The 25,922-nt window shown below is 75.1% G+C and carries 22 protein-coding genes; 11 read left to right on the plus strand and 11 right to left on the minus strand.

The features are described 5' to 3' along the window. Together rnc and mutM are read left to right on the plus strand one after the other, a co-directional pair. Positions 1–780, plus strand: coding sequence for a ribonuclease III (gene rnc, locus IEW03_RS05105; protein ID WP_188522578.1), 780 nt, complete (start codon positions 1–3; stop codon positions 778–780). Further along, positions 773–1,705, plus strand: coding sequence for a bifunctional DNA-formamidopyrimidine glycosylase/DNA-(apurinic or apyrimidinic site) lyase (mutM, locus tag IEW03_RS05110; RefSeq protein WP_188522579.1), 933 nt, complete (start codon positions 773–775; stop codon positions 1,703–1,705). Before rnc ends, mutM begins: the two co-directional genes overlap by 8 nt. Before the next feature lie 18 nt (positions 1,706–1,723). On the opposite strand, the gene IEW03_RS05115 is transcribed toward mutM, so the two are convergent. Continuing rightward, on the minus strand, positions 1,724–2,668 hold the full coding sequence (locus IEW03_RS05115; protein ID WP_188522580.1) for an NAD(P)-dependent oxidoreductase: 945 nt from the start codon (positions 2,666–2,668) through the stop codon (positions 1,724–1,726). A 47-nt stretch (positions 2,669–2,715) separates the two neighbouring features. On the opposite strand from IEW03_RS05115, the gene IEW03_RS05120 reads away from it, so the two are divergent. Further along, positions 2,716–4,374, plus strand: coding sequence for a phytoene desaturase family protein (locus IEW03_RS05120; RefSeq protein ID WP_188522581.1), 1,659 nt, complete (start codon positions 2,716–2,718; stop codon positions 4,372–4,374). On the opposite strand, the gene IEW03_RS05125 is transcribed toward IEW03_RS05120, so the two are convergent. The 6 genes from IEW03_RS05125 to IEW03_RS05150 all read right to left on the minus strand — a co-directional run bounded on the left by IEW03_RS05125 (position 4,371) and on the right by IEW03_RS05150 (position 12,373). Continuing rightward, positions 4,371–5,177, minus strand: coding sequence for an ABC transporter permease (locus IEW03_RS05125; protein WP_188522582.1), 807 nt, complete (start codon positions 5,175–5,177; stop codon positions 4,371–4,373). The genes IEW03_RS05120 and IEW03_RS05125 overlap by 4 nt on opposite strands. Next, positions 5,174–6,100 (minus strand): ABC transporter ATP-binding protein, encoded by a 927-nt coding sequence (locus IEW03_RS05130; protein WP_188522583.1) that lies wholly within the window; start codon positions 6,098–6,100, stop codon positions 5,174–5,176. The genes IEW03_RS05125 and IEW03_RS05130 overlap by 4 nt, the downstream gene beginning before the upstream one ends. A gap of 80 nt (positions 6,101–6,180) precedes the next feature. Continuing rightward, positions 6,181–8,001 carry a thiol reductant ABC exporter subunit CydC gene (cydC, locus tag IEW03_RS05135; RefSeq protein WP_188522584.1) on the minus strand — a complete coding sequence of 607 codons (1,821 nt, stop codon included), beginning with the start codon at positions 7,999–8,001 and terminating at the stop codon, positions 6,181–6,183. Continuing rightward, positions 7,998–9,782, minus strand: coding sequence for a thiol reductant ABC exporter subunit CydD (gene cydD, locus IEW03_RS05140; protein ID WP_188522585.1), 1,785 nt, complete (start codon positions 9,780–9,782; stop codon positions 7,998–8,000). Before cydD ends, cydC begins: the two co-directional genes overlap by 4 nt. 10 nt (positions 9,783–9,792) lie before the next feature. Beyond that, positions 9,793–10,842 carry a cytochrome d ubiquinol oxidase subunit II gene (gene cydB / locus IEW03_RS05145; protein ID WP_188522586.1) on the minus strand — a complete coding sequence of 350 codons (1,050 nt, stop codon included), beginning with the start codon at positions 10,840–10,842 and terminating at the stop codon, positions 9,793–9,795. Between the two features lie 25 nt (positions 10,843–10,867). Beyond that, positions 10,868–12,373, minus strand: a complete 1,506-nt coding sequence (locus IEW03_RS05150) for a cytochrome ubiquinol oxidase subunit I (protein ID WP_188522587.1) — start codon at positions 12,371–12,373, stop codon at positions 10,868–10,870. Between the two features lie 480 nt (positions 12,374–12,853). Between IEW03_RS05150 and IEW03_RS05155 the strand changes: the two genes are divergently transcribed. Continuing rightward, entirely contained in the window at positions 12,854–16,462 is a 3,609-nt protein-coding gene (locus IEW03_RS05155) for an Rne/Rng family ribonuclease (protein ID WP_229737498.1), read from the plus strand. Positions 16,463–16,489: 27 nt separating this feature from the next. On the opposite strand, the gene IEW03_RS05160 is transcribed toward IEW03_RS05155, so the two are convergent. Next, complete coding sequence (locus IEW03_RS05160) at positions 16,490–17,170, minus strand: alpha/beta fold hydrolase (RefSeq protein WP_188522588.1); 681 nt, start codon at positions 17,168–17,170, stop codon at positions 16,490–16,492. A 67-nt stretch (positions 17,171–17,237) separates the two neighbouring features. On the opposite strand from IEW03_RS05160, the gene IEW03_RS05165 reads away from it, so the two are divergent. Continuing rightward, the gene (locus IEW03_RS05165; RefSeq protein ID WP_229737500.1) at positions 17,238–17,831 is read left to right on the plus strand and encodes a thymidine kinase; all 594 of its coding nucleotides are present in this window, start codon (positions 17,238–17,240) and stop codon (positions 17,829–17,831) included. Between the two features lie 28 nt (positions 17,832–17,859). Here IEW03_RS05165 and IEW03_RS05170 read toward each other — a convergent pair whose 3' ends face one another. The 3 genes from IEW03_RS05170 to IEW03_RS05180 form a co-directional block, all read right to left on the minus strand. Next, a complete protein-coding gene (locus IEW03_RS05170) occupies positions 17,860–18,957 on the minus strand; it encodes a fatty acid desaturase family protein (RefSeq protein WP_188522589.1) in 1,098 nt (365 codons plus the stop codon). Between the two features lie 178 nt (positions 18,958–19,135). Next, positions 19,136–19,960, minus strand: coding sequence for an inositol monophosphatase family protein (locus IEW03_RS05175; RefSeq protein WP_188522590.1), 825 nt, complete (start codon positions 19,958–19,960; stop codon positions 19,136–19,138). A 67-nt stretch (positions 19,961–20,027) separates the two neighbouring features. Continuing rightward, positions 20,028–20,651, minus strand: a complete 624-nt coding sequence (locus IEW03_RS05180; RefSeq protein WP_188522591.1) for a protein-L-isoaspartate O-methyltransferase family protein — start codon at positions 20,649–20,651, stop codon at positions 20,028–20,030. A 250-nt stretch (positions 20,652–20,901) separates the two neighbouring features. On the opposite strand from IEW03_RS05180, the gene rplU reads away from it, so the two are divergent. From rplU to IEW03_RS05210, 6 genes are all read left to right on the plus strand, one after another. After that, positions 20,902–21,210 (plus strand): 50S ribosomal protein L21, encoded by a 309-nt coding sequence (gene rplU / locus IEW03_RS05185; protein ID WP_188522784.1) that lies wholly within the window; start codon positions 20,902–20,904, stop codon positions 21,208–21,210. 72 nt (positions 21,211–21,282) lie between these two features. Beyond that, positions 21,283–21,540, plus strand: a complete 258-nt coding sequence (rpmA, locus tag IEW03_RS05190; RefSeq protein WP_188522592.1) for a 50S ribosomal protein L27 — start codon at positions 21,283–21,285, stop codon at positions 21,538–21,540. A gap of 109 nt (positions 21,541–21,649) precedes the next feature. Beyond that, entirely contained in the window at positions 21,650–23,167 is a 1,518-nt protein-coding gene (gene obgE / locus IEW03_RS05195) for a GTPase ObgE (RefSeq protein ID WP_188522593.1), read from the plus strand. A gap of 15 nt (positions 23,168–23,182) precedes the next feature. Then, complete coding sequence (gene proB, locus IEW03_RS05200) at positions 23,183–24,316, plus strand: glutamate 5-kinase (RefSeq protein ID WP_188522594.1); 1,134 nt, start codon at positions 23,183–23,185, stop codon at positions 24,314–24,316. 75 nt (positions 24,317–24,391) lie between these two features. Further along, a complete protein-coding gene (locus tag IEW03_RS05205; protein ID WP_188522595.1) occupies positions 24,392–25,702 on the plus strand; it encodes a glutamate-5-semialdehyde dehydrogenase in 1,311 nt (436 codons plus the stop codon). Between the two features lie 63 nt (positions 25,703–25,765). After that, on the plus strand, positions 25,766–25,918 hold the full coding sequence (locus tag IEW03_RS05210; protein WP_188522596.1) for a hypothetical protein: 153 nt from the start codon (positions 25,766–25,768) through the stop codon (positions 25,916–25,918). Positions 25,919–25,922 lie beyond the last annotated feature (4 nt).

Below are 25,922 nucleotides of genomic sequence, written 5' to 3' on the forward strand. Positions count from 1 at the left end.
ATGTCCGCACGCGGCACCCGGGAACGCCCGGAGCCGACGGCTCTACTCGAGAAGCTCGGGGTCCACCTGGACCCCGAGCTTCTCGTGCTAGCGCTGACGCACCGCTCGTTCGCCCACGAGGCCGGCGGGATCCCCACCAACGAGCGGCTCGAGTTCCTCGGCGACACCGTCCTGGGGCTGGTCGTGACGGAGGCGCTGTACCGGCGTCATCCCGACCAGCCGGAGGGCGAGCTGGCGAAGATGCGCGCCGCGACCGTGTCGCAGCGCGCCCTCGCCGCGATCGCGCGCCGCCTCGAGCTCGGCGGCTACGTCCTGCTCGGCAAGGGGGAGCTGCGGACGCGGGGGTTCGAGAAGGACTCGATCCTGTCGGACACCGTGGAGGCGCTGATCGGCGCCACCTACCTGTCGCACGGTCTGGAGCCCGCCCGCGAGCTGGTGCACCGTCTCGTCGACACCACGCTCGAGGCCGCGGCGGGCCTCGGCGCCGGCCTCGACTGGAAGACGTCGCTCCAGGAGGCGGCGGCCGAGCGGGGCTTCGGCGCGCCCGTCTACGAGGTCACCGGCGAGGGCCCGGAGCACGCCCGCGTCTTCCACGCCCAGGTGCACGTCGGCCCGGTGCTGGGGATCGGCACGGGCTCGGCGAAGAAGCACGCGGAGCAGGCCGCGGCCGAGGAGGCCTACCGGGCGCTGCAGTCGCTGCCCGGCACGACCTCGGCGGACGAGGCGGTCGAGTCGCCGGCAGACGGGCGGCCCACGGCCGACGACGTCGCCGATGCCTGAGCTGCCCGAGGTCGAGACCGTCCGGGACGGTCTCGAGAGGCTCGTCGTGGGCGCCGTCGTGCGCGAGGTCGAGGTCTTCCGCGACTACTCGGTGCGCCGGCACGAGGGCGGTCCGGCAGGGTTCGCCGACCAGCTGCGCGGCCGGCGGCTGGTCGCCGCCGCCCGCCGGGGCAAGTACCTGTGGCTCCCGCTCGCCGGCGAGCGCGCCGGCGTCGAGGACGCGGCGCTGCTCGCCCACCTGGGCATGTCGGGACAGCTGCTGGTGCGCGACCCGGCGGTCGCGGGGGACTGGGCGCACCCGCACCTGCGCGTGCGCCTGCATCTCGACGACGCCCCCAGCGGAGCGCGGTACCTCGACTTCGTCGACCAGCGCACGTTCGGGCACCTGTCGGTCACCGACCTCGTCCCGACGTCCGACGGCGCGCCCGGCGGCCGGGGGAGCGACCTCGCGGCCGTCCCGGAGCCGGTGGCGCACATCGGCCGTGACCTGCTGGACCCGGCGTTCGACGCCGCCGCCACGGTCGCCGTGCTCCGTCGTCGTCGCACCGGGATCAAGCGGGCCCTGCTCGACCAGACCGTCACGTCGGGCGTCGGCAACATCTACGCCGACGAGGCCCTGTGGCGGGCGCGCCTGCACTACGCGCGGGCCACCGACCGCCTGCGGCCGGTCGAGGTGCGCCGCGCGCTCGAGGCCGCAACCGAGGTCATGACGGAGTCCCTGGCCCAGGGCGGCACGAGCTTCGACGACCTGTACGTGAACGTCAACGGCGAGTCCGGCTACTTCGCGCGCGGTCTCGCCGTCTACGGCCGCGAGGGCGAGCCGTGCCCGCGGTGCGGGACGCCGGTGCGCCGGGACGTGTTCATGAACCGCTCGTCGTTCACCTGCCCCGTCTGCCAGCCGCGGCCCCGCCAGGGGCGCTGGTAGCCCGCGTCGACCGGGTGCTCAGCGCTCGACGACGTTGCGCAGCCCGGAGGGGCCGTCCGCCAGCCACGCCCGCACCTGCTCGGTGACGAACCGGGCGGCGCCCTGCGGGCGCCCGCCCGCGACGTGCGGCGTGAGGACGAGGTGCGGCGCGTCCCACAGCGGGGACCCGGCAGGCAGCGGCTCGGTCTCGGTGACGTCGAGCGCGGCCCCCGCGATCGTGCCCTCGCGCAGCGCCGCGACCAGCGCGCCCTCGTCCACCGTGGCGCCGCGCCCCGCGTTCACGAAGCGCGCGTGGCGCGGCAGCAGGCCCAGCACCCGCGCGTCGAGCGAGTGCGTCGTGGCGGGCGTCGCGGGCAGCAGCGAGATCAGCAGGTCCGTGGTCGGCAGGATCTCGTCGAGCTGCGACGACGCGACCACGGGGAACCCGTAGCGCTCGCCCGCCGACGACGCCACCCCGGTCACCTGCGCGCCGAGCGCCGCCAGCAGCGGCGCGAGCACCGCGGCGATCGACCCGAACCCCCAGACCGTCACGCGGGCACCGTGCAGGGTGAAACGGCCCTCGTCGTTCGCCTGCTCGCGGCCCAGGTCACGGTCCCAGACGTGGTCCCGCTGCGCGGCGAGCGTCCGGTCCAGCCGGCGCACCGACGCGAGGACCAGCGCCAGCGTGTGCTCGGCCACGGTCGCGTCGTGCAGGGACCGGCCGGAGGAGATCACGACGTCCGGCGCGAACCCGGACGCGAGTGCCTGGTCGGGCCCGGCGTTGAGCGTCTGCACCCAGCGCAGCCGGGTGAGCCGGCGTGCCGCGTCGTCCAGCACCCGCTGCGGGCTGGACCAGGTGACCAGCGCGTCGGCGTCGACGTGCTCCTCGGGGATCTCGTCGCGCATGACGTAGCGCGCCACCTCCACCCCGGGGACGTCGATCGTGAGGTCGAAGGGCACGTTGCCAGGCGCGAGGATCTTCACGGCTCGGGACGCTACCAGCGGCACCGTCGCCGCGGCAGGATGTGCCCATGACGACGACGTCCCCGGCACCGCTCGCCGCCCGCTACGACGCCGTGGTCGTGGGCGGCGGCCACAACGGCCTCACGGCCGCCGCCTACCTCGCGAGGGCGGGCCGCAGCGTGCTGGTCCTGGAGCGGCTCGACCACGTGGGCGGGGCAGCGGTCTCCGCGCGGGTGTTCCCCGGCGTCGATGCGCGGCTGTCCCGGTACTCCTACCTGGTGAGCCTGCTGCCGCGCCGGGTGGTCGACGAGCTCGGCCTCCGTCTCACCCTGCGCCGGCGGCGCTTCTCGTCCTACACCCCGGTCGGCGACGCCGGGCTCCTGGTGGACGCCGGGACCGAGCCGGCGGCCGCGGACGCCACCCGCGCGTCCTTCGCCGCGGTCGGGGCGCCCGCGGTGGACCACGAGGCCTGGGCGCGGCTGGGCGCGGCGACGGGCCGCCTCGCGCGACGCCTGTTCCCGACGACGACCGAGCCGCTGCTGTCGCGGTCCGACGCCCGCGCCCTCGTGGACGACGACGAGACGTGGCGCGACGTCGTCGAGCGTCCGCTCGGCGCGATGCTGCGCGACCGGTTCGCCTCGGACGTGGTGCGCGGCGTCGTCGCCACGGACGGGCTCATCGGCACCTTCGCGGACCTCGACGACCCGTCGCTCGTGGCGAACCGGTGCTTCCTCTACCACGTGATCGGCGGCGGGACGGGGGACTGGGACGTGCCCGTAGGCGGGATGGGCGCGGTGTCCGGGGCGCTGCGCGACGCGGCGCTCGCGGCCGGCGCGACCCTCGTGACCCGCGCGGAGGTGACCGCGGTCGAGCCGGGGGCCGAGGGGTGGGACGCGGAGGTGTCGTGGACCGACGACGACGGACGCCCCCGCGGGGTGCGGGCCGGGGCGGTGCTGTCCGGGGCGGCGCCCGCGACGCTCGACCGCCTGCTGGTCGCCGGCGGCGGCGCGCCGTCGGGGCGCGCGACCCCGGCGGCGCCCGAGGGCGCCCAGCTCAAGGTCAACATGCTGCTGCGCCGGCTCCCCAGGCTGCGCGACGGCGTCGACCCGGTCGCCGCCTTCAGCGGCACCTTCCACGTCAACGAGTCGTTCAGGCAGCTCCAGGCGGCGCATGCGCAGGCCGCGGCGGGACGGGTCCCCGACCTGCCGCCGTGCGAGATCTACTGCCACTCGCTGAGCGACCCCTCGATCCTCGGCGCGTCGCTGCGGGAGGCGGGGGCGCACACGCTCACGCTGTTCGGCCTGCACATGCCGGCCCGGCTCTTCCGCGACGACCCGGACCGCTCGCGGGAGGAGGCCCTGCGCGCGACGCTCGCGTCGCTCGACTCCGTGCTCGCCGAGCCGGTCGCCGACGTCCTGCTGCGCGACCCGGACGGCCGCCCGTGCCTCGAGGCCCGCACCCCGGTGGACCTGGAGGGCGACGTCGGCCTGCCGGGCGGGCACATCTTCCACCGCGACCTGTCGTGGCCGTGGGCCGCGGACCCCGGCGCGGACGGAGACGGCGTGCCCGACGGTCTCGACGCCCCGGGGTCGTGGGGCGTCGAGACCGTGCACCCCCGCGTCCTGGTGGCGGGAGCGGGAGCCCGGCGCGGGGGCGGCGTGAGCGGCATCCCCGGCCGGGCGGCGGCGATCGCCGCGCTGGACGCGCGCCCGGCCGGACGTCGCTAGCGGATCTCGACCCGCAGCAGCCGGCGCACCCCGAGGACGAACGGGAGCACGAGCCACAGCAGCGACGCGGTGCCGAGCTGGGCCCACTGCTCCGCGGTCATCACGTCGCCGTAGAGCTCGTACTGCGCGGAGGTGAGCTCCACCCACGGCCCGGCGTCCCGGTACCAGTCCAGGCTCGCCGCCAGCGCGCTGGACAAGGACGGGACGACGAGCACGAACAGCAAGTAGGCGACGAGTGCGGCGGGCGAGCTGCGCAGCACCACCCCGACGACGAAGCCGACGGCCATGGAGAGCAGGCTGAAGGCCAGCATGCGCAGGTGCTCGTCGAGGGACATGTCCCACACCGCGTCGACGCCGCCGGTCGCGGCGCCCACGAGGGTGGCCACGACCCCGCACGCGAAGGTGAGGAGCATCGTCGCGACGGCCACGCCGGCCAGGGGGAGCGCCTTGGCGGCGAGCACCCGCCCGCGCCGGGGGACCAGCGCGAACGTGGTGAGCGCTCCGCGCTGGCTCCACTCGCTCGTCACGGCGAGCACCCCGAGCATCGGCATCAGCAGGTGCACGGGGTAGTCGATGCTGTGCACGAAGAACTGGTACGAGAAGCTCTCCGGGCTCTCCAGGGCGACGAGCAGCGCCGCGGAGCCGACGGCGACGACGGCGACGCTCACCGCCAGCCAGAGTCCCGACCTCGTGTCGAAGATCTTGCGGAGCTCGACGCCGGCCAGTCGGCCGAGCGGGACGGGCACGGTCGGCCGGGGCCGGCTCGCGCCCCGCGGCGCGGCGGGGGCGGTGACGGCGGTCATGCTGCCGCTCCGGTCATGGCGGGGGTGGCGGGGGAGGAGGCGTCGCGCGCGGTGGCGGCCGTGAGCTCGAGGAACATGTCCTCCAGGCCGGCGCCGTCGGAGGCGCGCAGCTCGGTGACGGGGAGCCCGGCAGCGAACATCACGCGCCCGGCGGTGGCGGGGTCGGCATCGGTGAGGACGGCGTCGCCGGACGGGGTGACCTGGTGGCCGGCGGCAGCGAGCGCGGCCCCGGCGGCGACGACGTCGTCGGCCCGCACGAGCGTGCCCGCGCCGCGCAGCAGCTCGTCCTTCGTCCCCTGGGCGACGACGCGGCCGGAGCCGATCATGACGATGTCGTCGGCGATCATCTCGATCTCGGCGAGCAGGTGGCTGGACAGCAGCACGGTGCCGCCGTCGTCGGCGAAGGTGCGCAGCAGGTCGCGCATCCAGCGGATGCCGGCCGGGTCGAGGCCGTTGGCGGGCTCGTCGAGCACGAGGACGCGGGGGTCGCCGAGGAGCGCGGTGGCGATGCCGAGACGCTGGCGCATGCCCAGCGAGTAGTCGCGCACGCGGCGCCGGGCCTCTGCCGGGGTGAGGCCGACGAGCTCGAGCGACTCGTCGACGCGGGCGGCCGGCAGGCCCATCGTGCGCTGGGCGAGCACGAGGGTCTCGCGGCCGGTGCGGCCGCCGTGCTGGGCCGACGCGTCGAGCAGCACCCCGACCTCCAGTCCCGGGTTCGGCAGGTCGGCGTACCGCGCGCCGAGCACGGTCGCGGACCCGGACGTCGGTGCGGCGAGCCCGGCGAGGACCCGCAGCGTCGTCGACTTCCCGGCTCCGTTGGGGCCGAGGAAGCCGGTGACGCGGCCGGCCGCCGCGGTGAACGACACCTCGTCCACGGCCGTGAAGGGGCCGTAGCGCTTCGTCAGCGACGTGATGGTGATCATGCCCGCGACGCTAGGGCGGCGGGGCACCCGCGCGGATCCGGCATCGCCCCGGTTCCGACCCTGAACGGCGGTCGGGGTGGCTACCCGGCCGGGTCGGGGTGCGCCGCCTGCTCCTCGGCCTGGTCCTCGGCGCGCTCCTGGGCCTGTTCCTGGGCCGCGGACCACGCGTACCCGGCGTCGCGCGCCAGCAGCTCGGCGTGGGTGCCGCGCGCCACGACGCGCGCCGGCGCGAGGGCGGCACCGTCGGCGGCGTCGCCCGGCCCGAGCAGGAGGACCTCGTCGGCGACGCCCAGCGGGGTGAGCCGGTGCGAGGCGACGACGACGGCCCGGCCGGTGGCGCGGGTGCGCTCGGCCAGGGTGCGCACCAGCTCGTCCGCGGTCGTCGCGTCCAGGTGCTCGGCGGGCTCGTCGACCAGCAGCACCGGTGCCGGGGCGAGCAGCGCGCGGGCGACGAGCAGGCGTCGCCGCTCGCCGCCGGAGACGTCGGCCCCGTCGGTGCCGAGCAGGGTCTCCAGGCCGTCGGGCAGGCCGGCGAGCCAGGTGTCGAGCCCGACGGCGCCCAGCGCGGTGCGGGCGTCGTCCTCGGAGACGTCGGCGCGCGCCACGCGCAGGTTCTCCAGCACGGTGGTGCCGAACAGGTGGCCGTCCTCGGCGACGAAGAGCGCGCCCGTGTCGCGGGCCGGGCCCCGCACCGAGCCGGCGCGCGGGGGCAGGAGCCCGGCGGCCGTGAGCAGCAGCGTCGTCTTGCCCACGCCCGACGGCCCGGCGACGGCGACGACGGAGCCCGCTCGCAGGTCGACGTCGACCCCCGCCACGACCGCGCGGTCCGGCCAGCCCGCGGTCGCACCGCGCAGGCTCAGCAGGACGCCGGGCTCCGGGGCCGGCCCCGCGGCGGGCTCGGGGGCGAGGTCCGGGGCGGGCGCGGCCGCGGGCCCGTCCGGCGTGCCCGGCAGCAGCGCGACGAGGCGCCCGGCGGCCACCCGCGAGCGCCGCAGCTGGACGGCGGCGGCCGGCAGCGTGGACGTCGCCTCGAACACCGCGAGCGGCGTGAGCACGACGACGGCGAGCTCGACCGGAGCGAGGGTGCCCGCCGCGACGGCGGGGATGCCGAGCAGGAGCGAGCAGAGCACGGCGAGGGTCTGCGCCCCGGCGTCGATGGCGGCGGACGTCCCCGAGATGCGCGCGCCGTCGTCGGTGCTGCGGGTGAGGCGGGCGTCGGCGGCGCGCAGCGCACCCAGCCGCTCGGCGGTGCGGCCGGCGACGCGCAGCTGCTGCCCGTCGTCGAGCAGCTCGAGCGTGCGCGTGGTCACCTCGGCCCGCGCCTGCGCCCCGCGGGCCTCCACCGACGCCGCCGAGCGGGAGGCGAGCCACGGGGCGAGCACCCCCGTCAGCAGCAGGCAGCCGAGCAGGGTGAGTCCGGCCGCGGGCAGGAAGACGCCGACGAGCACGACGGACCCGAGCCCGACGCAGACGGCGACGCCGGCGGGGATCAGCGCGCGCACCACGACGTCGCCGACGGCGTCCACGTCGGCGCCGACGCGGGCGAGCAGGTCGCCGCGCCGCAGCGCGATCACGCGGGTCACGGGGCCGCGGGCCAGCGCGTCGTAGAGGTTCGCCCGCAGCGCGGCCATGCCTCGCAGCGCGACGTCGTGCGACGCCAGGCGCTCGAGGTAGCGCAGCACGCCGCGCCCGGTGCCGAAGGCGCGCACGGCCACGACGGCGACCGAGAGCTGCAGCACCGGCGGCATCTGCGACGCGCGGGCGATGAGCCAGGCCGCGGTGGCAGAGAGGCCCACGGCGAAGCCGAGGGCCAGCGTGCCCAGCGCCACCGCCCGCACGACGCGCGACCAGCGCACCTCCAGCAGCGGCAGCACCCGGCGCAGGGGGTCGGGGGAGCTCATGCCGCCACCTGGGGGGTCTCGATCTCGCGGGAGACGACGTCCACGACCTGGTCGGCGAGCGCCAGCAACGACGCGCGGTGGGCGATGACGACGACGGTGCGCCCGGCGTCGCGCCAGGCGCGCACGGTGTCGAGCACGGTCTGCTCCCCGCGGGCGTCGAGGTGGGCGGTGGGCTCGTCCAGCAGCACCACGGGCGGGGGAGCGGCGCCGCCGTCGGTCCCGTCGTCGTGCGCCGCGCCGTCGAGCAGCGCCGCGGTCAGCGCGACCCGCTGCCGCTGCCCGACGCTCAGGCCGGTGCCGCCGAGCCCGACCGGAGTGTCCCACCCGGCGGGGAGGTCGGCGACGACGGCGTCCAGGCCGGTCGTGCGGGCGGCCGCGGCGAGCGCGTCGTCGGTCACCCGGCGGCCGTCGGCCACGACGTGGCGCAGCGGTCCCGGCGCGAGGGTCGGCCGCTGGGGGACCCAGGTGAGCTGTGGCCACCAGGTCTGCGGGTCGACGTCCGCGAGGTCGACGACGGCGGGGTCCGTGCCCGGGGGCCCGGGAGGTTCGACGAGCACCCGTCCGGAGTCGGGCCGCAGCAGGCCGAGCAGCACCAGGGCGGTCGTCGACTTGCCGGACCCGCTCGGCCCGCGCAGCGCGACGACGCGGCCGCCGCCGGGCCGTCCGGTGCCCAGCGGGACTCGGACGGACAGGTCCGCGGGGGCGGCGAGTCCGCGGTCGCCGGCCCGGACGCTCACGCCGTCCAGCACGAGCGTCGCGCCCGCCAGGGCGGGGGCCGGCAGCGTGCCCCCGGCGGGCAGGGGCCGCTCGAGGACGTCGAAGGCGCGCTGGGCCGCGGCGAGACCGTCGGTCGACGCGTGGAACTCCGCACCGACGCGGCGCAGCGGCAGGTAGACCTCGGGGGCGAGCACGAGGACGGCGATCGCGGGGACCAGGTCGATCATCCCCTCCACGAGCCGCAGGCCCACGCCGACGGCAATGATCGCCACCGACAGCGTCGTGAGCAGCTCGAGGACCATCCCGGACAGGAAGGCGATGCGCAGCGTGCCCATCGTGGCGCGGCGTGACGCGTCGCCGAGGGCGCGGACCCGGGCCCCCGGCCCGATCTCGCGGCCGAAGGCCCGCAGGGTGGGCAGGCCGGCCAGCAGGTCGAGCACCTGGTCCCCGAGCCGCGAGATGGTGCGCAGCCGGCGTTCGGAGGTTCCCGCGGTCATGACGCCCACGAGCCACATGAACAGCGGGACGAGCGGCAGCGTCACCACGGCGATCACGGCCGACACCCAGTCCAGCCCGAGCACGACGAGCACGAGCGCCGGCGTCACGATCGCCGTGAGCAGCAGCTGCGGGAGGTAGCGCACCAGGTACGGCTGGAGGTCGTCGAGACCGCGGGTCGCCAGCGTGGCGGTCGCGGCCGGACCGCCGTCCGACCCGCCGCTCGAGCCGGGGCGGGGCCCGAGCGCCACGGTGTGGGCCACGACCTGCTCCCGCAGCTCCGCCACGACCTGTGCCGCGGCCTTCTGCGCGTACCGCTCCTGCGCCCAGGCGACGGCGACTCGGACCACGACGACGCCCGCCAGGACGGCCAGCCACGGCGCGACGTCGCCGAGCCCGATCGGTGTGCCGGCGCTCCCGGCCGTGACGGCCGGCCCGAGCGCGTGCCCGACGGCGAACGCCTGGACGACGATCGCCGCGGCCGCGGCGACGCCCAGCCCGGCGGTGAGGACGACGTACCACCGGGCGGCGCGGGCGCGGCGCAGCAGGCGCGGGTCGAGGGGTCTCACGGGATGCAGGCTAGAACGCCGCGTCCTTGATCTTCTGCCAGCTCAGCCCCGCGGGCGCGGGGATGTCCTTGGTGGACAGGCGGCGGCGGAAGACCCAGTACGTCCATGCCTGGTAGGCGATGACCAGCGGGGTGAGGACCACCGCGACCCACGACATCACCGTGAGCGTGTACGGCGTCGACGCGGCCTCCGCGACGGTCAGCGACTCGCCCCCGTCCACGGCAGGGATGACGTCGGGGTACATGGAGCCGAAGATCAGCACGACCGCGCTCACGATCGCCACGGCCGAGAGCGTGAACGCGACCCCTTCGCGGCGCACCCGCGTGGCGGCCACGACGCCGACCAGCGCGAGCGCGGCGACGGCGACCGCCGCCCAGGTCCAGGGGACGGAGTACGCGAGCTGGGCCCAGACCGCCCACCCGCCGGCCACGAGCAGCGCGGCGACCGCGAGGCCGGACGCGAGGCGCTGGGCGCGGAGCCGGACGTCGCCGTCGGTCTTGAGGGCGAGGAAGACGCTGCCGTGCAGCAGGAACAGCACGAGGGTCGTGAGGCCGCCGAGCAGCGCGAACGGGTTGAGGAGCGCCCAGAACCCGCCGACGTACTGGTGACCGGAGTCGAGGAGCAGCCCGCGCACGAGGTTGCCGAACGCGACGCCCCACATCACCGCCGGGATCCAGGAGCCGGCCTGGATGGCGAGGTCGCAGCGCCGCACCCACCGGGCGTCGGCGATCTTGCCGCGGTACTCGAACGCGACGCCGCGGGCGACCAGGCCCACGAGGATGATCAGCAGCGGCAGGTAGAAGCCGGAGAACATCGTGGCGTACCACTCGGGGAACGCCGCGAAGGTGGCGGCGCCGGCGGTGATCAGCCACACCTCGTTGCCGTCCCAGAGCGGGCCGATCGTGTTGACGAGGACCCGGCGTTCGGTCTCCTTCTGCTCCTTGCTGCCGCGCGGCAGGATCGACAGCAGCATGCCGACGCCGAAGTCGAAGCCCTCGAGCACGAGGTAGCCGGTCCACATCACGGCGATGATGACGAACCAGAGGATGGTGAGGTCCACGGCAGGTTCTCCTGGTCTCGGGCGCTCAGTACGCGAAGGACAGCGGTCGGTCGGCGTCGTCCGGGTCGTCGTCGCGGGCCTCGGGAGACTCGTCGCGCACCGACCCCGGGGCGCCCTCGATCGTGTAGCGGTGCATGAGGCGGTACCAGACGACCGCCAGCACCGCGTAGATCAGGGTGAGGACGATCATCGAGGTGAGGATCACCCCCGGCGGGACGGCCGTGGACACGCCGCGCTCGGTGAGCAGCCGGACCTGGTCGATGCCCGTCGGGTTGGGCGCCACCACCCACGGCTGGCGGCCCACCTCCGTGAAGATCCAGCCGAAGGAGCTGGCGGCGAACGGCATCGGGATCGCGAGGATTCCCAGGCGCGAGAGCCAGACGTTGTCGCTCACCCTGCCCTTGCGCGTGAGCCACAGCGCCGCCAGGGCGAGGGCGACGGAGAACGCGGCGAAGCCGATCATGAGCCGGAACGACCAGTAGGTGATGGCCAGCGGCGGCGTGTAGGTGACCGCCTCGCCCGAGGCGGTGGTGTCGCCGTACCGCTCGGTGTACTGCTCCTGGACGTCGTACACGCCCGGCAGGTACGACTCGGGGCCGGAGAAGTGCCCGGTCCCGAGGAAGCTGGTGATTCCGGGGATGGAGATGAGGTGGTCGACGTCCTCGCACCCGGCGTAGAGGGGCCCGACGGCGAGGATGGAGAACTCGGCGGCCTCGGTGCCCTCGCACAGGGCCTCGGCCGACGACATCTTGCCGGGCTGCTGCTCGTACATGAGCTTGCCCTGCAGGTCGCCCGACCAGATGACGCCGATGCCGGAGACGATCATCACCCAGACCCCGAGCCGCACGGCGGGCCGGTACACGGTGCGCGCGGTCTCGAGGTGCTCCGGCTTCTTGGACCGGGCCAGGCGCACCATCCACCACGCGGCGATACCGCAGACGAAGGTGCCTGCGGTGAGGAACGCGGCGGAGATGGTGTGCGGGAAGGCGGCCAGGAGCGTGTTGTTGGTGAGCACGGCCCCGATGTCGACCATCTCGGCCCGCCCGGTCTCCGGGTTGTAGATCGCTCCCACGGGGTGCTGCATCCACGAGTTGGCCGCGAGGATGAAGAAGGCCGAGAGGTTCGTGGCGATGGCGAACAGCCAGATGGAGGCGAGGTGGACCTTCTTGGACACCCGGTCCCAGCCGAAGATCCACAGGCCGATGAAGACGGACTCGACGAAGAACGCGGCGAGCGTCTCCATGGCCAGCGGGGCACCGAAGACGTCGCCGACGAACCGGGAGTACTCGCTCCAGGCCATCCCGAACTGGAACTCCTGCCAGATGCCGGTCACGACGCCGAGGGCGAAGTTGATGAGCAGCAGCTTGCCGAAGAACTTCGTCAGCCGCAGCCATCGCTCCTTCTTGGTGACGACCCAGGCCGTCTGCATCCCGGCGACGAGCGGGGCGAGCCCGATCGTCAGAGGGACGAAGATGAAGTGGTACACGGTGGTGATGGCGAACTGCCACCGTGCCAGGTCGAGAGCGTCCACGGGGTCTCCTGGGTTCTCGGGCGTGGCCGTACCGGCGCTGCACGAGCGCCGCCGACGGCCCGTCCTGCCGACGGTAGGACCGTTTCTCCACCCGCGCACCACCAGGGACATCGTCCTGACGAGTGCCGCTCGTGAAGATGTTCACGATCTTGCTCGTGAACGTCTTCACAAGTCAAACCGGGTCGGCGGCGGCGTGTCGCCGGACGCTCGGGCCACGGTGACGTCCCCGGGGTGCGATACTGGACGCGGCCGCCGGGACCACATCCCCGGGCGGCCACGAGCTCGCAGCACTCGCGATCCGCACGCGATGCCGCGGCCGGGCCCATCAGCCCGCGACCGCAGGCGTCCGCGAAGATCGCCGATGCCGCAGCCGCGACCGAGACTTCCGTCCGGCCGGTGCGCTGAGCAGCGCCGCCGTCCGACGACGAACAGCCGGCAGCCCGTAGTTGTGGGCGGGCCGCCGGGGCAGGAGCGCACTACGTGACGTCCGACATTCCTACCGGGGCCGAGAACACCGCCGAGCAGGCGAACGATGCCGCCGGGACGGCTCCCCGCAAGCCCGCACGCCGCCGGGCCACCCGCCCGGCAGCGGCACCCGTGGCGCCCCCGTCGGCGCCGTCGTCGGCCCCGGCCGGGCTGACCGACATCGTCCTCCCCGAGCGGGCCACGGCTCCCGCCGAGCCGGCCGCCCCCGCCGCCGGGGCGGGGACCCGCTCCCTCGCGGACATCGTGCTCCCCGAGGGGCCCGGCGACGCCGGCGGCGAGCCGCAGAAGCCGGCCCGCGCCCGCCGCCGTGCCACCCGCGCCGCGTCGACGCCGTCGCCCGAGCCGGCCGCCGAGCCCACCGCTCCGGCCGAGGGCGAGGCGGAGCTCCGGCGCACGGAGCCGAAGAGCACCGCGACCACCAGCACCGAGCCCAAGAGCACCCGGTCGAGGAGCGGCCGCGCCAAGGCAGCGACGTCCGAGGCCGCCGCCTCGGGGGACACCACGTCGGAGGACGCCCCCGCCCCGAAGGCCGAGGCGGCCGAGGAGACCCCCAAGGCCAAGCGCGCGCCCAGGACGCGGGCGGCCAAGACCAAGGCGCCCGCCGCCGAGGCCACGGAGTCCACCACCGAGCCGTCGACCACCCAGTCGTCCTCCACCGAGGCGCCGACCGAGGCCGCCGCGACCACGGACGCCCCGCCGAAGGCGCGCCGGTCGACCTCGAAGACCACCGCCGCGAAGACGGGCAAGAAGACCGCGTCCGCGAAGAAGGAGGCGGCCGCGCCGGCCGGGACCGCCGCTCAGGACGCCCCTGCCCAGGACGCCACCGCCGCGGCGCCGGCGAAGGGCTCCGCGGCGTCCGAGGCCACGGCCTCGACCGCGGCGCGCGCGGGCGGGACCTCGACCCCCCGGCTCGCCACCACCGCGCTGCTCTTCCAGGCGCCCGACCTGTCCACGTCGCGGCGCTCCCGCCGGGCGCAGGCGCCGGCGGGCCCGCCGCGCCCGCACGACGAGCCCACGTGGGGCGCTCCGGCGCCCGCCGCGCCGTCCGAGCCCGAGGCCGAGGCCGCGCAGCCGACGGAGCAGCCGCAGCAGGCGGAACCCGCCACCGAGCAGCCCGCGGAGCAGAAGTCGTCCGGCCGCCCGGCGCGCAAGCGTGCGACCCGCCGGTCCGGCTCGCCGGCTCCGGAGGCCGCCGACGCCGGCGTCGAGGCGCCCCCGGCCGAGAAGCCCGCGCCCGCGGCCGAGCAGCCCGCACCGGCCGTCGAGCCGGAGGCGCCCGCCGCGCCGACGGAGCTCAGCGAGGACGACGCGGCCGCCGTGCAGGAGATCGGCGCGATCGAGTCCGAGCTGGTCGCCGAGGGCCTGGAGCTGGTGGACCTCGGCCCCGAGGACCTCGTGGACGACGACGGGGACGAGGACGACATCCGCCCGCGGCGTCGGCGTCGTCGGGGTGGCCGCGGCCGCCGCGGTGGGCGGCGCGACGACGACGGCTCGCCCGCCGACGACGAGACCGACGGCGAGCACGACGACGACACCGAGCAGGACGGCACCGACGGCCGCGCGGACCAGGGCCGCGCGGACCGGGACGGCTCCGGGCGCGACGCCGACGCAGCGGCCGAGGACGACGAGGACGCCTCGACCGACGGCACGGAGGGCGGGGACTCGTCCTCGGGCCGTCGTCGCCGCCGTCGTCGCCGGGGCACCCGTGCCGAGCGCGCCGAGCGTGCCGAGGCGACGACCCGTGGCCGTGGCAGCGACGAGGTCACGGCGCTCAAGGGTTCGACGCGCCTGGAGGCCAAGCGCCAGCGTCGTCGCGAGGGTCGTGACGCCGGCCGTCGTCGCCAGATCATCACCGAGGCCGAGTTCCTCGCGCGCCGCGAGTCGGTGAGCCGGTCGATGGTCGTGCGCGAGCAGGACGGCCGCACGCAGATCGCCGTGCTCGAGGACGGGGTGCTCACGGAGCACTACGTCTCCCAGCAGTCACAGGCGTCGATGGTGGGCAACGTCTACCTCGGCCGGGTGCAGAACGTGCTGCCCAGCATGGAGGCCGCGTTCGTCGACGTCGGCAAGGGCCGCAACGCCGTGCTCTACGCCGGCGAGGTCAACTGGGACGCCGCCGGGATCGAGGGGCAGCCCCGCCGCATCGAGGAGGCGCTGAAGTCGGGCGACTCCGTCCTCGTGCAGGTCACGAAGGACCCCATCGGCCACAAGGGCGCCCGTCTGACCTCGCAGGTCACGCTGGCGGGCCGGTTCCTGGTCTTCGTGCCGGGCGGCGGCATGACCGGCATCAGCCGCAAGCTGCCCGACACCGAGCGCAGCCGTCTGAAGAAGATCCTGCGCGAGGTCGTGCCGGACGGGGCGGGCGTCATCGTGCGCACCGCCGCCGAGGGCGCCAGCGAGGACGAGCTCCGCGCCGACGTCGAGCGCCTGCAGGCCCAGTGGTCCGCGATCACCGCGAAGGCCGAGAAGTCGTCGACGTCCGCCCCGGCCCTGCTGCAGGGCGAGCCGGACATGGCGATCCGGGTGGTGCGCGACATCTTCAACGACGACTTCTCGTCGCTCGTGGTGCAGGGCACCAGCGCGTGGGACGAGATCTCGACGTACGTCTCCGAGCTCGCCCCCGACCTGCGCGAGCGGGTGTCGAAGTGGACCGAGACGACGGACGTCTTCACGGTGCACCGGGTCGACGAGCAGCTCGCCAAGGGCATGGACCGCAAGGTCTGGCTGCCGTCGGGCGGCTCGCTGGTCATCGACCGCACCGAGGCGATGACCGTCATCGACGTCAACACCGGCAAGTTCACCGGTGCCGGCGGCACCCTCGAGGAGACCGTCACCCGCAACAACCTCGAGGCCGCCGAGGAGATCGTGCGGCAGCTGCGGCTGCGGGACATCGGCGGCATCATCGTCATCGACTTCATCGACATGGTGCTCGAGTCGAACCGCGACCTGGTGCTGCGGCGCCTGGTCGAGTGCCTGGGCCGGGACCGGACCAAGCACCAGGTGGCCGAGGTGACCTCGCTGGGCCTCGTGCAGATGACGCGCAAGCGCGTCGGGCAGGGCCTGGTCGAGGCGTTCTCCACGACCTGCGAGCACTGCAAGGGCCGCGGCTTCATCGTCCACGACCACCCGCTCGAGAAGGGCGGCTCCGGCCCGCAGCCGGCGGCGGAGGAGGCCGGCGACGGCGGTGCGAAGCGCTCGCGACGCAAGCGGTCGGGCACCAAGCAGGCCGACGCGCCCGCGGCCGAGTCGCACGCGGACGTCCCGAAGCTCCCGGACGACAAGTCCGAGGCGCGCGAGGCGGTCAAGGCCACCCTCGCGACGATCGCGGCCGCGGCGGCGCACGCCCACGACCACAAGGACGAGGACGCCGCCCCGTCCGACGACGGGGCAGCGTCCGCGCCGACCCAGCCGACCAAGCCGGAGCTGGTCATCGACCTGCCCGAGCGTGCGAAGCCCGAGCCCGAGCCGGTCGATCAGCACCCGGAGCCGGTCGAGCAGGAGCCCGAGGCCACCGGGGCCGCGCCGAAAGCAGCCGGAACCGAAGAGGTTCCTGAGCAGGGTGCTGGCGAGGCTCCGGACGAGGGACTGACCGCCACGGAGTGACGTGACCCGCCACGGCCGCGTCCGACCTCAGGGTCGGGCGCGGCCGTCGTCGTCCCCGGCGCCGATCCGCCGGTAGAACTCCCCGATCGTGGTGGAGAACAGCTCGGGCTGCTGGACGTTCCACGGGTGCCCGGCGCCGGGCACCACCTGCAGCTCGGCGCCGGCGACCTGGGCCGCGAGGAGGCGAGCGGCGGGGAGGTTCGCCGCGTCCCGGCTCCCGCACAGCACGAGCGTCGGCACGGCGATCTCGCCGAGCCGGTCGACGACGTCCACGTCGGCGACGCTGCGCAGCACGGCGAGCCAGTCCGGCTTGGTCATCCCCATGCCGGCGGCGACGCGCCGCGGCAGCGACCGGACGACGACGCGCTGGACCCCCATGAGCATCCGGTTCGGCCGCACCTGGCTGCCCGACAGCACGAGCGACGCGACGCGCCCGGGGTGGTCGAGCGCGAGCTGGGTGGCCGTCATCGCGCCGAGCGACAGGCCGCAGACGTGCACGCGGTCGAGGCCGCGCGCGTCGAGCTCGGCGACCAGCGCGTCGGCCGCGGCGTCGAAGGTGAAGGGCGCCCGCGCCGCGCCGTCGATCCCCGCGATCCGAGGGGCGAGACCGGTGAGCCCGCCGCCGAGGGAACGCACCTGGGCGTCCCAGGACTCGGGGCCCGCTCCGAGCCCGTGCAGGAAGAGGACGGTCCTGGCGGCGTCGGTCACGCCGCCACGCTAGCGGGTGGGTGCGCCGGCCGCCCCGCGTGCCGACGGCCGTGCTTCACTGACGAGCATGGACGAGCCGACCATGGACGAGCCGCGGCGCACCGGCCGGATCGAGGTCGTCGCCGGACCGATGTTCGCCGGCAAGACGGAGGAGCTCGTGCGCCGCGTGCACCGGGCGCAGATCGCGCGGCGCGAGGTGGTCGTCGTAGCGCACGAGCTCGACACGCGCAGCGGCGTCGGGCGCGTGGCGTCGCACTCCGGGCTGGAGGTGGCCTCCGCGACGGCGGGCGAGGCCGGGGAGATCCCCGGCCTGGTCGGCGCAGGCACCGAGCTGCTCGCGGTGGACGAGGCGCAGTTCTTCGGCGCGGAGCTCGTCCCGGTGCTCGTGCGGCTCGCGGACGCGGGGCTGGTCGTCGTGGTGGCGGGCCTGTCGGTGACGTTCGACGGCCGGCCGTTCTCGCCGCTGCCGGAGCTGATGGCCGTGGCGGAGTCCGTCACCAAGCTCACCGCCGTGTGCACGGTGTGCGGGCGCGACGCCGCCTATCACGTGCGGGTCCCGGGGGCGGTGCCCGACGAGGGTGACGCGCTGGTGCCGGTCGCCTCGCACGTGGGCGGCGCGGAGTCGTACGAGGCGCGCTGCCGGCGGCACCGCTCTCGGTGACGCCCGACGGCGTGCCGGTGAGATCGCCTCAGTAGCCGCGCATCTCGCGCCGCATGGGGCAGTCGAACGGGTCGCGGGCGGCGAGGCCGACGCGGTTGAGGTACGCGATCACGATGGCGTACGACCGGACCAGGCTCGTCTCCGTGTACGGCAGGTCGTGGGCGGCGCAGTGCTCGCGCACGAGCACCCGGGCGCGGGCCAGGTGCGGCCGCGGCATGCTCGGGAACAGGTGGTGCTCGATCTGGTGGTTGAGCCCGCCCATGAGCACGTTCATCGACCAGCCGCCGCGGATGTTGCGGGACGTCAGCACCTGCTTGGACAGGAAGTCGATGCGGCTCCCCTCGGGGATCATCGCCATGCCCTTGTGGTTCGGTGCGAACGACGCGCCCATGTAGACGCCGAACACGGCGAGCTGGACGCCGAGGAACGCGAACGCCATGCCCAGCGGCAGCCAGGCGAACACGACGGCGAGGTAGATGCCGAGCCGCAGCCCGATCGTCACGAGCTCGCGCATGCGGGCGCGACGGTCGTCGCGGGTGCCCTGCAGCAGCGACCGCACCGCCGTCACGTGCAGGTTGAGCCCTTCGAGGGTGAGCAGGGGAAAGAACAGCCAGCCCTGGCGGCGGGTGATCGCGCCCAGGAAACCGGTGTGGTCGTGCGCCGCCTCCTCCGTGAAGGAGATGACCCCCGGCGCGACGTCGGGGTCCTTGCCGACGTGGTTGGGGTTCGCGTGGTGGCGCGTGTGCTTGTTCATCCACCAGGAGTAGCTGATGCCGACGACGGCGTTGGCGAGGATGCGCCCCACCCGGTCGTTGACGGGGCCCGACGCGAAGACCTGCCGGTGCGCCGCCTCGTGGGCGAGGAACGCCAACTGGGTGAAGATCACCCCGAGGGCGCCCGCGACGAGCAGCTGGAACCACGAGTCGCCGAGGAGCACGAACGCCGCCACCGTCCCGCCGAGCGCCAGGGTCAGCGCGACACCCACGGCCAGGTAGTACCCGTACGCCCGCCGCAGGAGGCCGGCCTCGCGCACCGCGCGGGACAGCGCGCTGTACGAGCTGGTGTGGGGTGCGGTGGCGATCCGGTCGGCCGGTGAGGGGTTGTCGACGACGGTGGCTGAGGTCATGCGGGCCTCGCAAGGGTCGTGGTCGGCTTCCCAGCCGGGGAGGTGAGCAGGTGCTCGGTCGTGCGGATGCTTCGACCCTACGGGTGCGTAGGTTGGGTCCGACAAGGGGGACAGCCCCCGACCTGGCCCGGTGCGGCCCCGGTGCGGCTCGGTGCGGCCGGGCGCGGCGGACGACCGCTCAGGCGTCGATCAGCGCCAGGATCCGGTGCGCCGTCGCGGTGTCGGCGGCGGCGACCAGCCCGCGGCCACCACGGACCGGGCCGCCGTCGAGATCGACGAGCACGCAGCCCGCGGCCTCGCACACCGCGAGGGCGGCGGCGAAGTGCACGCTGCCGTCGAACGACCCGTCCGTGACGTATGCCGCCTGCTTCCCGGCGGCGACCCACGCGAGCGCAAGCGTCGAGGAGGAGACGCGCACGCCGAACGCCGCGCGGAAGGCGGGCGACGCGACGAGCCGGGGCCCCACGAGCGCGCCCGAGCCGTCGACGTTCACGGTGACGAGCCTGCTGACCGCCGAGGGCTGCAGCGGCAGGTCCGGTCCGCCGGCCGGACGGCGCAGCCACGCGCCGGTGCCGTCGGTCCACGACACCTCGCCGGTCTGCGGGTCGGCGACCGCTGCCGCGGTGAACCGTTCGGACGAGTCCGCCCCCTCGCCCGGGGTTGTGACCCCGAGAGCGACGTTGACGCAGAACGGCGGTGTCCCGGCGGCGAAGTTGAGCGTGCCGCACAACGGGTCCACGTACCAGCGGCGCCCTGCGTCGAGGGGGCCGGTGCCGCCGAGCTCCTCGCCGAGGATCCTGTCGCGGGGCCGCGCCGCGGAGATCACGCCGCGGACGGCGCGCTCGCTCGCCAGGTCGGCATCGGTGGCGAAGTCGAGGCCGGACTTGGCCTGCCGCGACAGCGGACCGCCGAAAGCATCCGCCACCTCGGCCGCGCCGGCCATGGCCGCCCTGACCGCCAGCTCGGCGTCGGACCGGGTGCCGGGGGCGTCGTCGCTGGTCATGGCGCGATCCTGCCAGACGCCGACCGGCCACGACCGGCAGCCAGCCCTCCGGCCCGGCCGGCTCCCGTCAGTCCTCGACGAGCGGCACGAACGAGTAGGTCCCGTGCTCGCTGACCAGCACGTGGCCGTCGGTGTCCCGTTCGACCAGGGTCATCACGTGCCGCACCGGGACCACCATGCGGCCGCCGGGCGCGACCAGGTCCACGAGGGCCTCGGGCATCGTGTCGGCCGCGGCCGACACCAGCACCCGGTCCCAGCCGCCGGGCCGGGGGACGCCGAGCTCGTCGGGCAGCGAGCGGACCACCCGCGCCCACGGCATCCGGGCGCGGCGCACGTTCGCCGCCCCCCAGGCGGCGAGGTCGGGGAGCCGCTCGACGCCGAGCACCTCGCCCTCCGGCCCGACCAGGCGGGCCAGGATCGCCGTCGTCCACCCCGAGCCGGCGCCGACGTCGAGCACGCTCGCCCCGGCCGGCACCTGCAGCAGGCGCAGCATGGCCGCGACCGTCGAGGGCTGGGAGCACGTCTGTGCGTGCCCGATCTCGAGCGGGCGGTCCTCGTGCGCCCAGCGCAGCCGGTTGCGGGGCAGGAACCCGCGCCGGTCGACGTCGCGCATCGCTCGCACGACGTCGTCGGCGCGGCCGCCGCCGGGCTCGCCGGCCGGGGCTCCGTCCTGGTCGGGTCGGGACTCCATGGGACCATCGTCACGCGCGCGGCGTCTCCTCACCCGAGGGGGCGAGTGGGCGACGTCACGGGTCTCGTCGGGCGACGGGTTTGTCCCGCCTGGCAGCGTCGCGTAAAGTAGGGCGTCGGCGCGCTCTCGGTGCGCCAGTCCCGCGTGCCCAGGACGCACCGCACTCGACCGCCGCGGCGGAGCGAGTTGCAGACCAAGTCGGTGACGAACGTCGTGCGGCACGCCCAGACCAGAAGAGATGAGCAGCAACGTGGTGTACGCGATCGTCAAGGCCGGTGGCCGTCAGGAAAAGGTGTCCGTCGGGGACATCGTCGTCATGGACCGGGTCCAGGCCCAGGCCGGCGACACGGTGGAGCTGCCCGCGCTGCTGCTGGTGGACGGGGAGAAGGTGACCTCCGACGCCGAGAAGCTCGCGAAGGTCAAGGTCACCGCTGAGGTCGTGCGGGACGCCAAGGGCCCCAAGATCACGATCCTCAAGTACAAGAACAAGACCGGCTACCGCAAGCGCCAGGGTCACCGTCAGCAGCTGACCCGCCTCAAGGTCACCGGTATCAAGTGACTTCCCCGCGGCCGACGGTGACGTCGACCGCCTCGGATCCACTTCGTTCTTCGTAGAAAGCAGGACTGACAGATGGCACACAAGAAGGGCGCGAGCTCCTCGCGCAACGGTCGTGACTCGAACTCGCAGCGCCTCGGCGTGAAGCGCTACGGCGGCCAGGTCGTCAAGGCCGGCGAGATCATCGTCCGCCAGCGTGGCACGCACTTCCACCCCGGCGACAACGTCGGCCGTGGCGGCGACGACACGCTGTTCGCGCTGACCGCCGGCTCGGTCGCCTTCGGCACCCGCCGTGGCCGCAAGGTCATCGACATCGTCGCGGCCGAGGTCTGAGCCTCGTCGTAACCTCCCGCACGAGAGGGGCGCACCGGTGCGGTGCGCCCCTCTCGCGTGTTCCGTCCCGTCAGGGACCACCCCCGCGCAGTCCTGAGAGGATCTGACCATGGCCAGCTTCGTCGATCGCGTGGTGCTGCACGCCTCAGGTGGTGACGGCGGGCACGGTGTCGCATCGATCCGCCGCGAGAAGTTCAAGCCGCTCGCCGGCCCCGACGGGGGCAACGGCGGCGACGGGGGCACCGTCCGGCTCGTCGTCGACCCGCAGACGACCACGCTGCTGGAGTACCACCACTCGCCCCACCGGCACGCCACCAACGGCACGCAGGGCATGGGCGACGACCGCGACGGCGCCAACGGGCCCGACCTCGTGCTGCGCGTCCCGGACGGGACCGTGGTCAAGGACACCGACGGCACCGTGCTCGCGGACCTCGTCGGGGCCGGCGCCGAGTACGTCGTGGCACACGGCGGGCGCGGCGGCCTGGGCAACCGTGCCCTGTCGTCCCCGAAGCGCAAGGCCCCGGGCTTCGCGCTGCTGGGCGAGCCCGGCGAGCAGGCCGACGTCGTGCTCGAGGTCAAGACGATCGCGGACGTCGCGCTCGTCGGCTACCCGAGCGCCGGCAAGTCGTCGCTGGTCGCCGCCGTCTCGGCCGCGCGACCCAAGATCGCCGACTACCCGTTCACGACGCTCGTGCCCAACCTGGGCGTCGTGCAGGCGGGCGACTCGCGCTTCACCGTGGCCGACGTGCCGGGCCTCATCCCGGGCGCCAGCGAGGGCCGCGGGCTCGGGCTGGAGTTCCTGCGCCACATCGAGCGCACCGCCGTCATCGTGCACGTGCTGGACTGCGCGACCCTCGAGCCGGGCCGCGACCCCGTCAGCGACCTCGACGTCATCGAGGCCGAGCTCGCCGCCTACTCACAGGACCCGGGCATCTCGGGCGGGCGCGTGCCGCTCGCCGAGCGGCCCCGGCTGGTGGTGCTCAACAAGATCGACGTGCCGGAGGCGCGCGAGCTCGCGGACCTCGTGAAGCCCGACCTGGAGGCGCGCGGCCTGCAGGTCTTCGAGATCTCGACGGCCAGCCACGAGGGCCTGCGCCCGCTGACGTTCGCGCTCGCCGAGCTCGTCGAGCGCGCGCGGGCGGCCGCGCCCGCACCCGAGCCGGAGCGCATCGTGCTGCGGCCGCGAGCCGTCGACGAGGCGGGCTTCACCGTCACCGCGAAGCGGGACCACGAGGGCACCTACTACGAGGTGCGCGGCTCCAAGCCGGAACGCTGGGTGCGCCAGACCGACTTCAACAACGACGAGGCCGTCGGCTTCCTCGCGGACCGGCTCGCCAAGCTCGGCGTGGAGGACCGGCTCTTCAAGGCCGGCGCCGTCGCGGGCGACGAGGTGCGGATCGGCGACCCGCGCAACGCCGTCGTCTTCGACTGGGAGCCCACCCTGATCACGGGGCCCGAGCTCCTCGGCGCGCGCGGCACGGACCTCCGGTTCGACGAGAGCTCGCGGCCCACGCGCGCCGCCAAGCGGCGCGAGTTCACCGAGCGCATGGACGCCAAGTCCGAGGCGCGCCGCGAGCTGTGGACCGAGCGCGAGTCCGGGCACTGGACCGACCCCGACGAAGACTGACCGGCGCGGGATGATGTGGGGGTGAACGCCGCCACCTCCCGCGCCAGTCTCCCGGGCGCGCGCCGCGTCGTCGTCAAGATCGGCTCGTCCTCGCTGACGGGGCCGGACGGTCACCTCGACCTCGACGCGCTGCGCGCGCTGGTCGACGTGCTCGCCGAGCGGGTCGCCGCGGGCGGCCAGGTCGTCCTGGTCACGTCGGGGGCGATCTCGGCGGGCATCGGGCCGCTCGGCCTGACGCACCGCCCGCGCGACCTCGCGACCATGCAGGCCGCGGCCATGATCGGCCAGAGCCAGCTCGTGGCCCGCTACACCGAGGCCTTCGCCGTCCACGGCCTGCGGGTGGGCCAGGTGCTGCTGACGGCGGAGGACACGGTGCGCCGGTGGCGCTACCGCAACGCGCAGCGCTCCCTCGAGCGCCTGCTCGCGCTCGGCGTCGTGCCGGTCGTCAACGAGAACGACGCCGTCACCACCGACGAGCTCAAGTTCGGGGACAACGACCGGCTCGCGGCCCTCGTCTCGCACCTGGTGCGGGCGGACGCGCTCGTGCTCCTCACCGACGTGGACGGCCTGCACGACGCGCCCCCGTCCCGCCCCGGCGCCCGCCGGATCCCGCACGTGTCCCGCCTGGACGAGGTCGCCGGCGTCGAGGTGACGGCCCGTGGCAGCTCGGTGGGCACCGGGGGGATGGTCACCAAGCTCGAGTCGGTGCGCATCGCGACGGGGGCGGGCGTGCCCGCCGTGCTCACGGCCGCGCCGCAGGCCCGCGCCGCCCTCGCCGGCGACGACGTGGGCACCTTCTTCGCGGCCACCGGGCGGCGGACGTCGGCGCGCCGGCTCTGGATCGCGCACGCCGCCCGCTCCCGCGGCCGGCTGCACCTGGACGACGGCGCGGCGCGGGCGGTGCTCGGGGGGCGGGCGTCGCTGCTGCCCGCAGGCGTGACCCGGGTCGAGGGCGCGTTCGACGCGGGCGACACGGTCGAGCTGGTCGCCCCGGGCGGCGCGGTCGTGGCGCGGGGGCTTGTCGCGTTCGACTCCAGGGAGCTGCCGGGGCTGCTCGGCCGGTCGACCTACGACCTGCGCGCCGAGCGGGGGGAGGGGTACGACCGGGAGGTCGTGCACCGCGACGACCTCGTGCTCGAGCACCGCTGAGGCCCGCCGCCGCGCACCGTCCCTCCAGGTGAGAGGGGCCTGCCGCCGCGCGCCGCAGCGTCGTACCCTCGGGGGATGACGACGACCCTCACCGAGGACCAGACCTCCGGCGCGGGCGGCCTGGACGTCACGGCCGCCGTGCACGACGTCGCCCGCCGTGCCCAGGTCGCGTCGCGCGCGCTGGCGACGGCGACGCGGTCCACCAAGGACGCCGCCCTGCACGCGATCGCCGACGCGCTCGTCGCGTCGTCCGCCGCGATCGTCGAGGCCAACGCCGAGGACGTCGCCCGCGGCCGCGAGCGCGGGCTGAGCGACGGCCTGCTGGACCGGCTCGCGCTCACCCCGGGACGGGTCGGGGGGATCGCGGACGCGCTGCGCGAGCTCGCCGGGCTGCCGGACCCGGTGGGGGAGGTGGTGCGCGGGCAGACGCTGCCCAACGGCCTGCGGCTGCGCCAGCTGCGCGTGCCGATGGGCGTGGTCGGGATGATCTACGAGGCCCGGCCGAACGTCACGGTCGACGCCGCGGGCCTCGCGCTGAAGTCGGGCAACGCCGTGATCCTGCGTGGCGGGAGCGCCGCGGCGTCGTCGAACGCCGTCGTCGTGGACACCCTGCGGGGCGCGCTCGAGGGCCAGGGGCTGCCGGCCGACCTCGTGCAGACCATCGACGCGTACGGTCGCGAGGGCGGTGTCGCGCTCATGCGGGCGCGTGGGCTGGTCGACGTGCTCGTCCCGCGCGGCGGGGCCGACCTGATCCGCACCGTCGTGGAGTCCTCGACGGTGCCGGTCATCGAGACGGGCGTGGGCAACGTGCACGTGTACGTCGACGCCACCGCGGACGTCGCGGACGCCACCCGGATCGTCCTGAACGCCAAGACCCAGCGCGTCGGGGTCTGCAACGCGGCCGAGACGCTGCTGGTGCACGCCGACGCCGCGCCGGCGTTCCTGCCGGACGCCCTCGCGGCGCTCGCCGAGGCCGGCGTGCTGCTGCACGCCGACGAGCGGGCGGCGGCGCTCGCGCCCTCCGGCGCCCGGGTCGTGCCGGCGACGGACGCCGACTGGGCGACGGAGTACCTCGCCCTCGAGCTCGCCGTCCGCGTGGTGGACTCGCTCGACGAGGCGATCGACCACATCCGCACCTGGTCGTCGGGCCACACCGAGGCGATCCTCACCCGTGACCTCACGGCCTCCGAGCGGTTCGTGGCGGAGGTGGACTCGGCCGCCGTGATGGTCAACGCCTCGACCCGGTTCACCGACGGCGGGCAGCTGGGGCTCGGCGCGGAGATCGGCATCTCCACCCAGAAGCTGCACGCGCGAGGGCCGATGGGGCTCGCGGAGCTCACCACCACCAAGTGGGTCGTGACGGGCGACGGGCACGTGCGGCCCTGACGTACGCGCGTGAGAGACTGACCACCGACCACACCGCTTCACGCATGACGCACAGGAGGAACCGTGCTGCACACCGCCGTCCAGGTCGCCCAGGAGGCCGCCGAGCACAGCGCCGGGGGGATCCCGCCGGTCGTCCTCGGCGCCCTCGCCTTCGGTGGGCTCGTCGCCGCGCTCCTGGTGACGTACGCCTTCCGCAACGTCAACAACCGCCACTGACGGC

The sequence above is a fragment of the Isoptericola cucumis genome, from assembly GCF_014635665.1.
Lineage (GTDB): Bacteria > Actinomycetota > Actinomycetes > Actinomycetales > Cellulomonadaceae > Isoptericola > Isoptericola cucumis.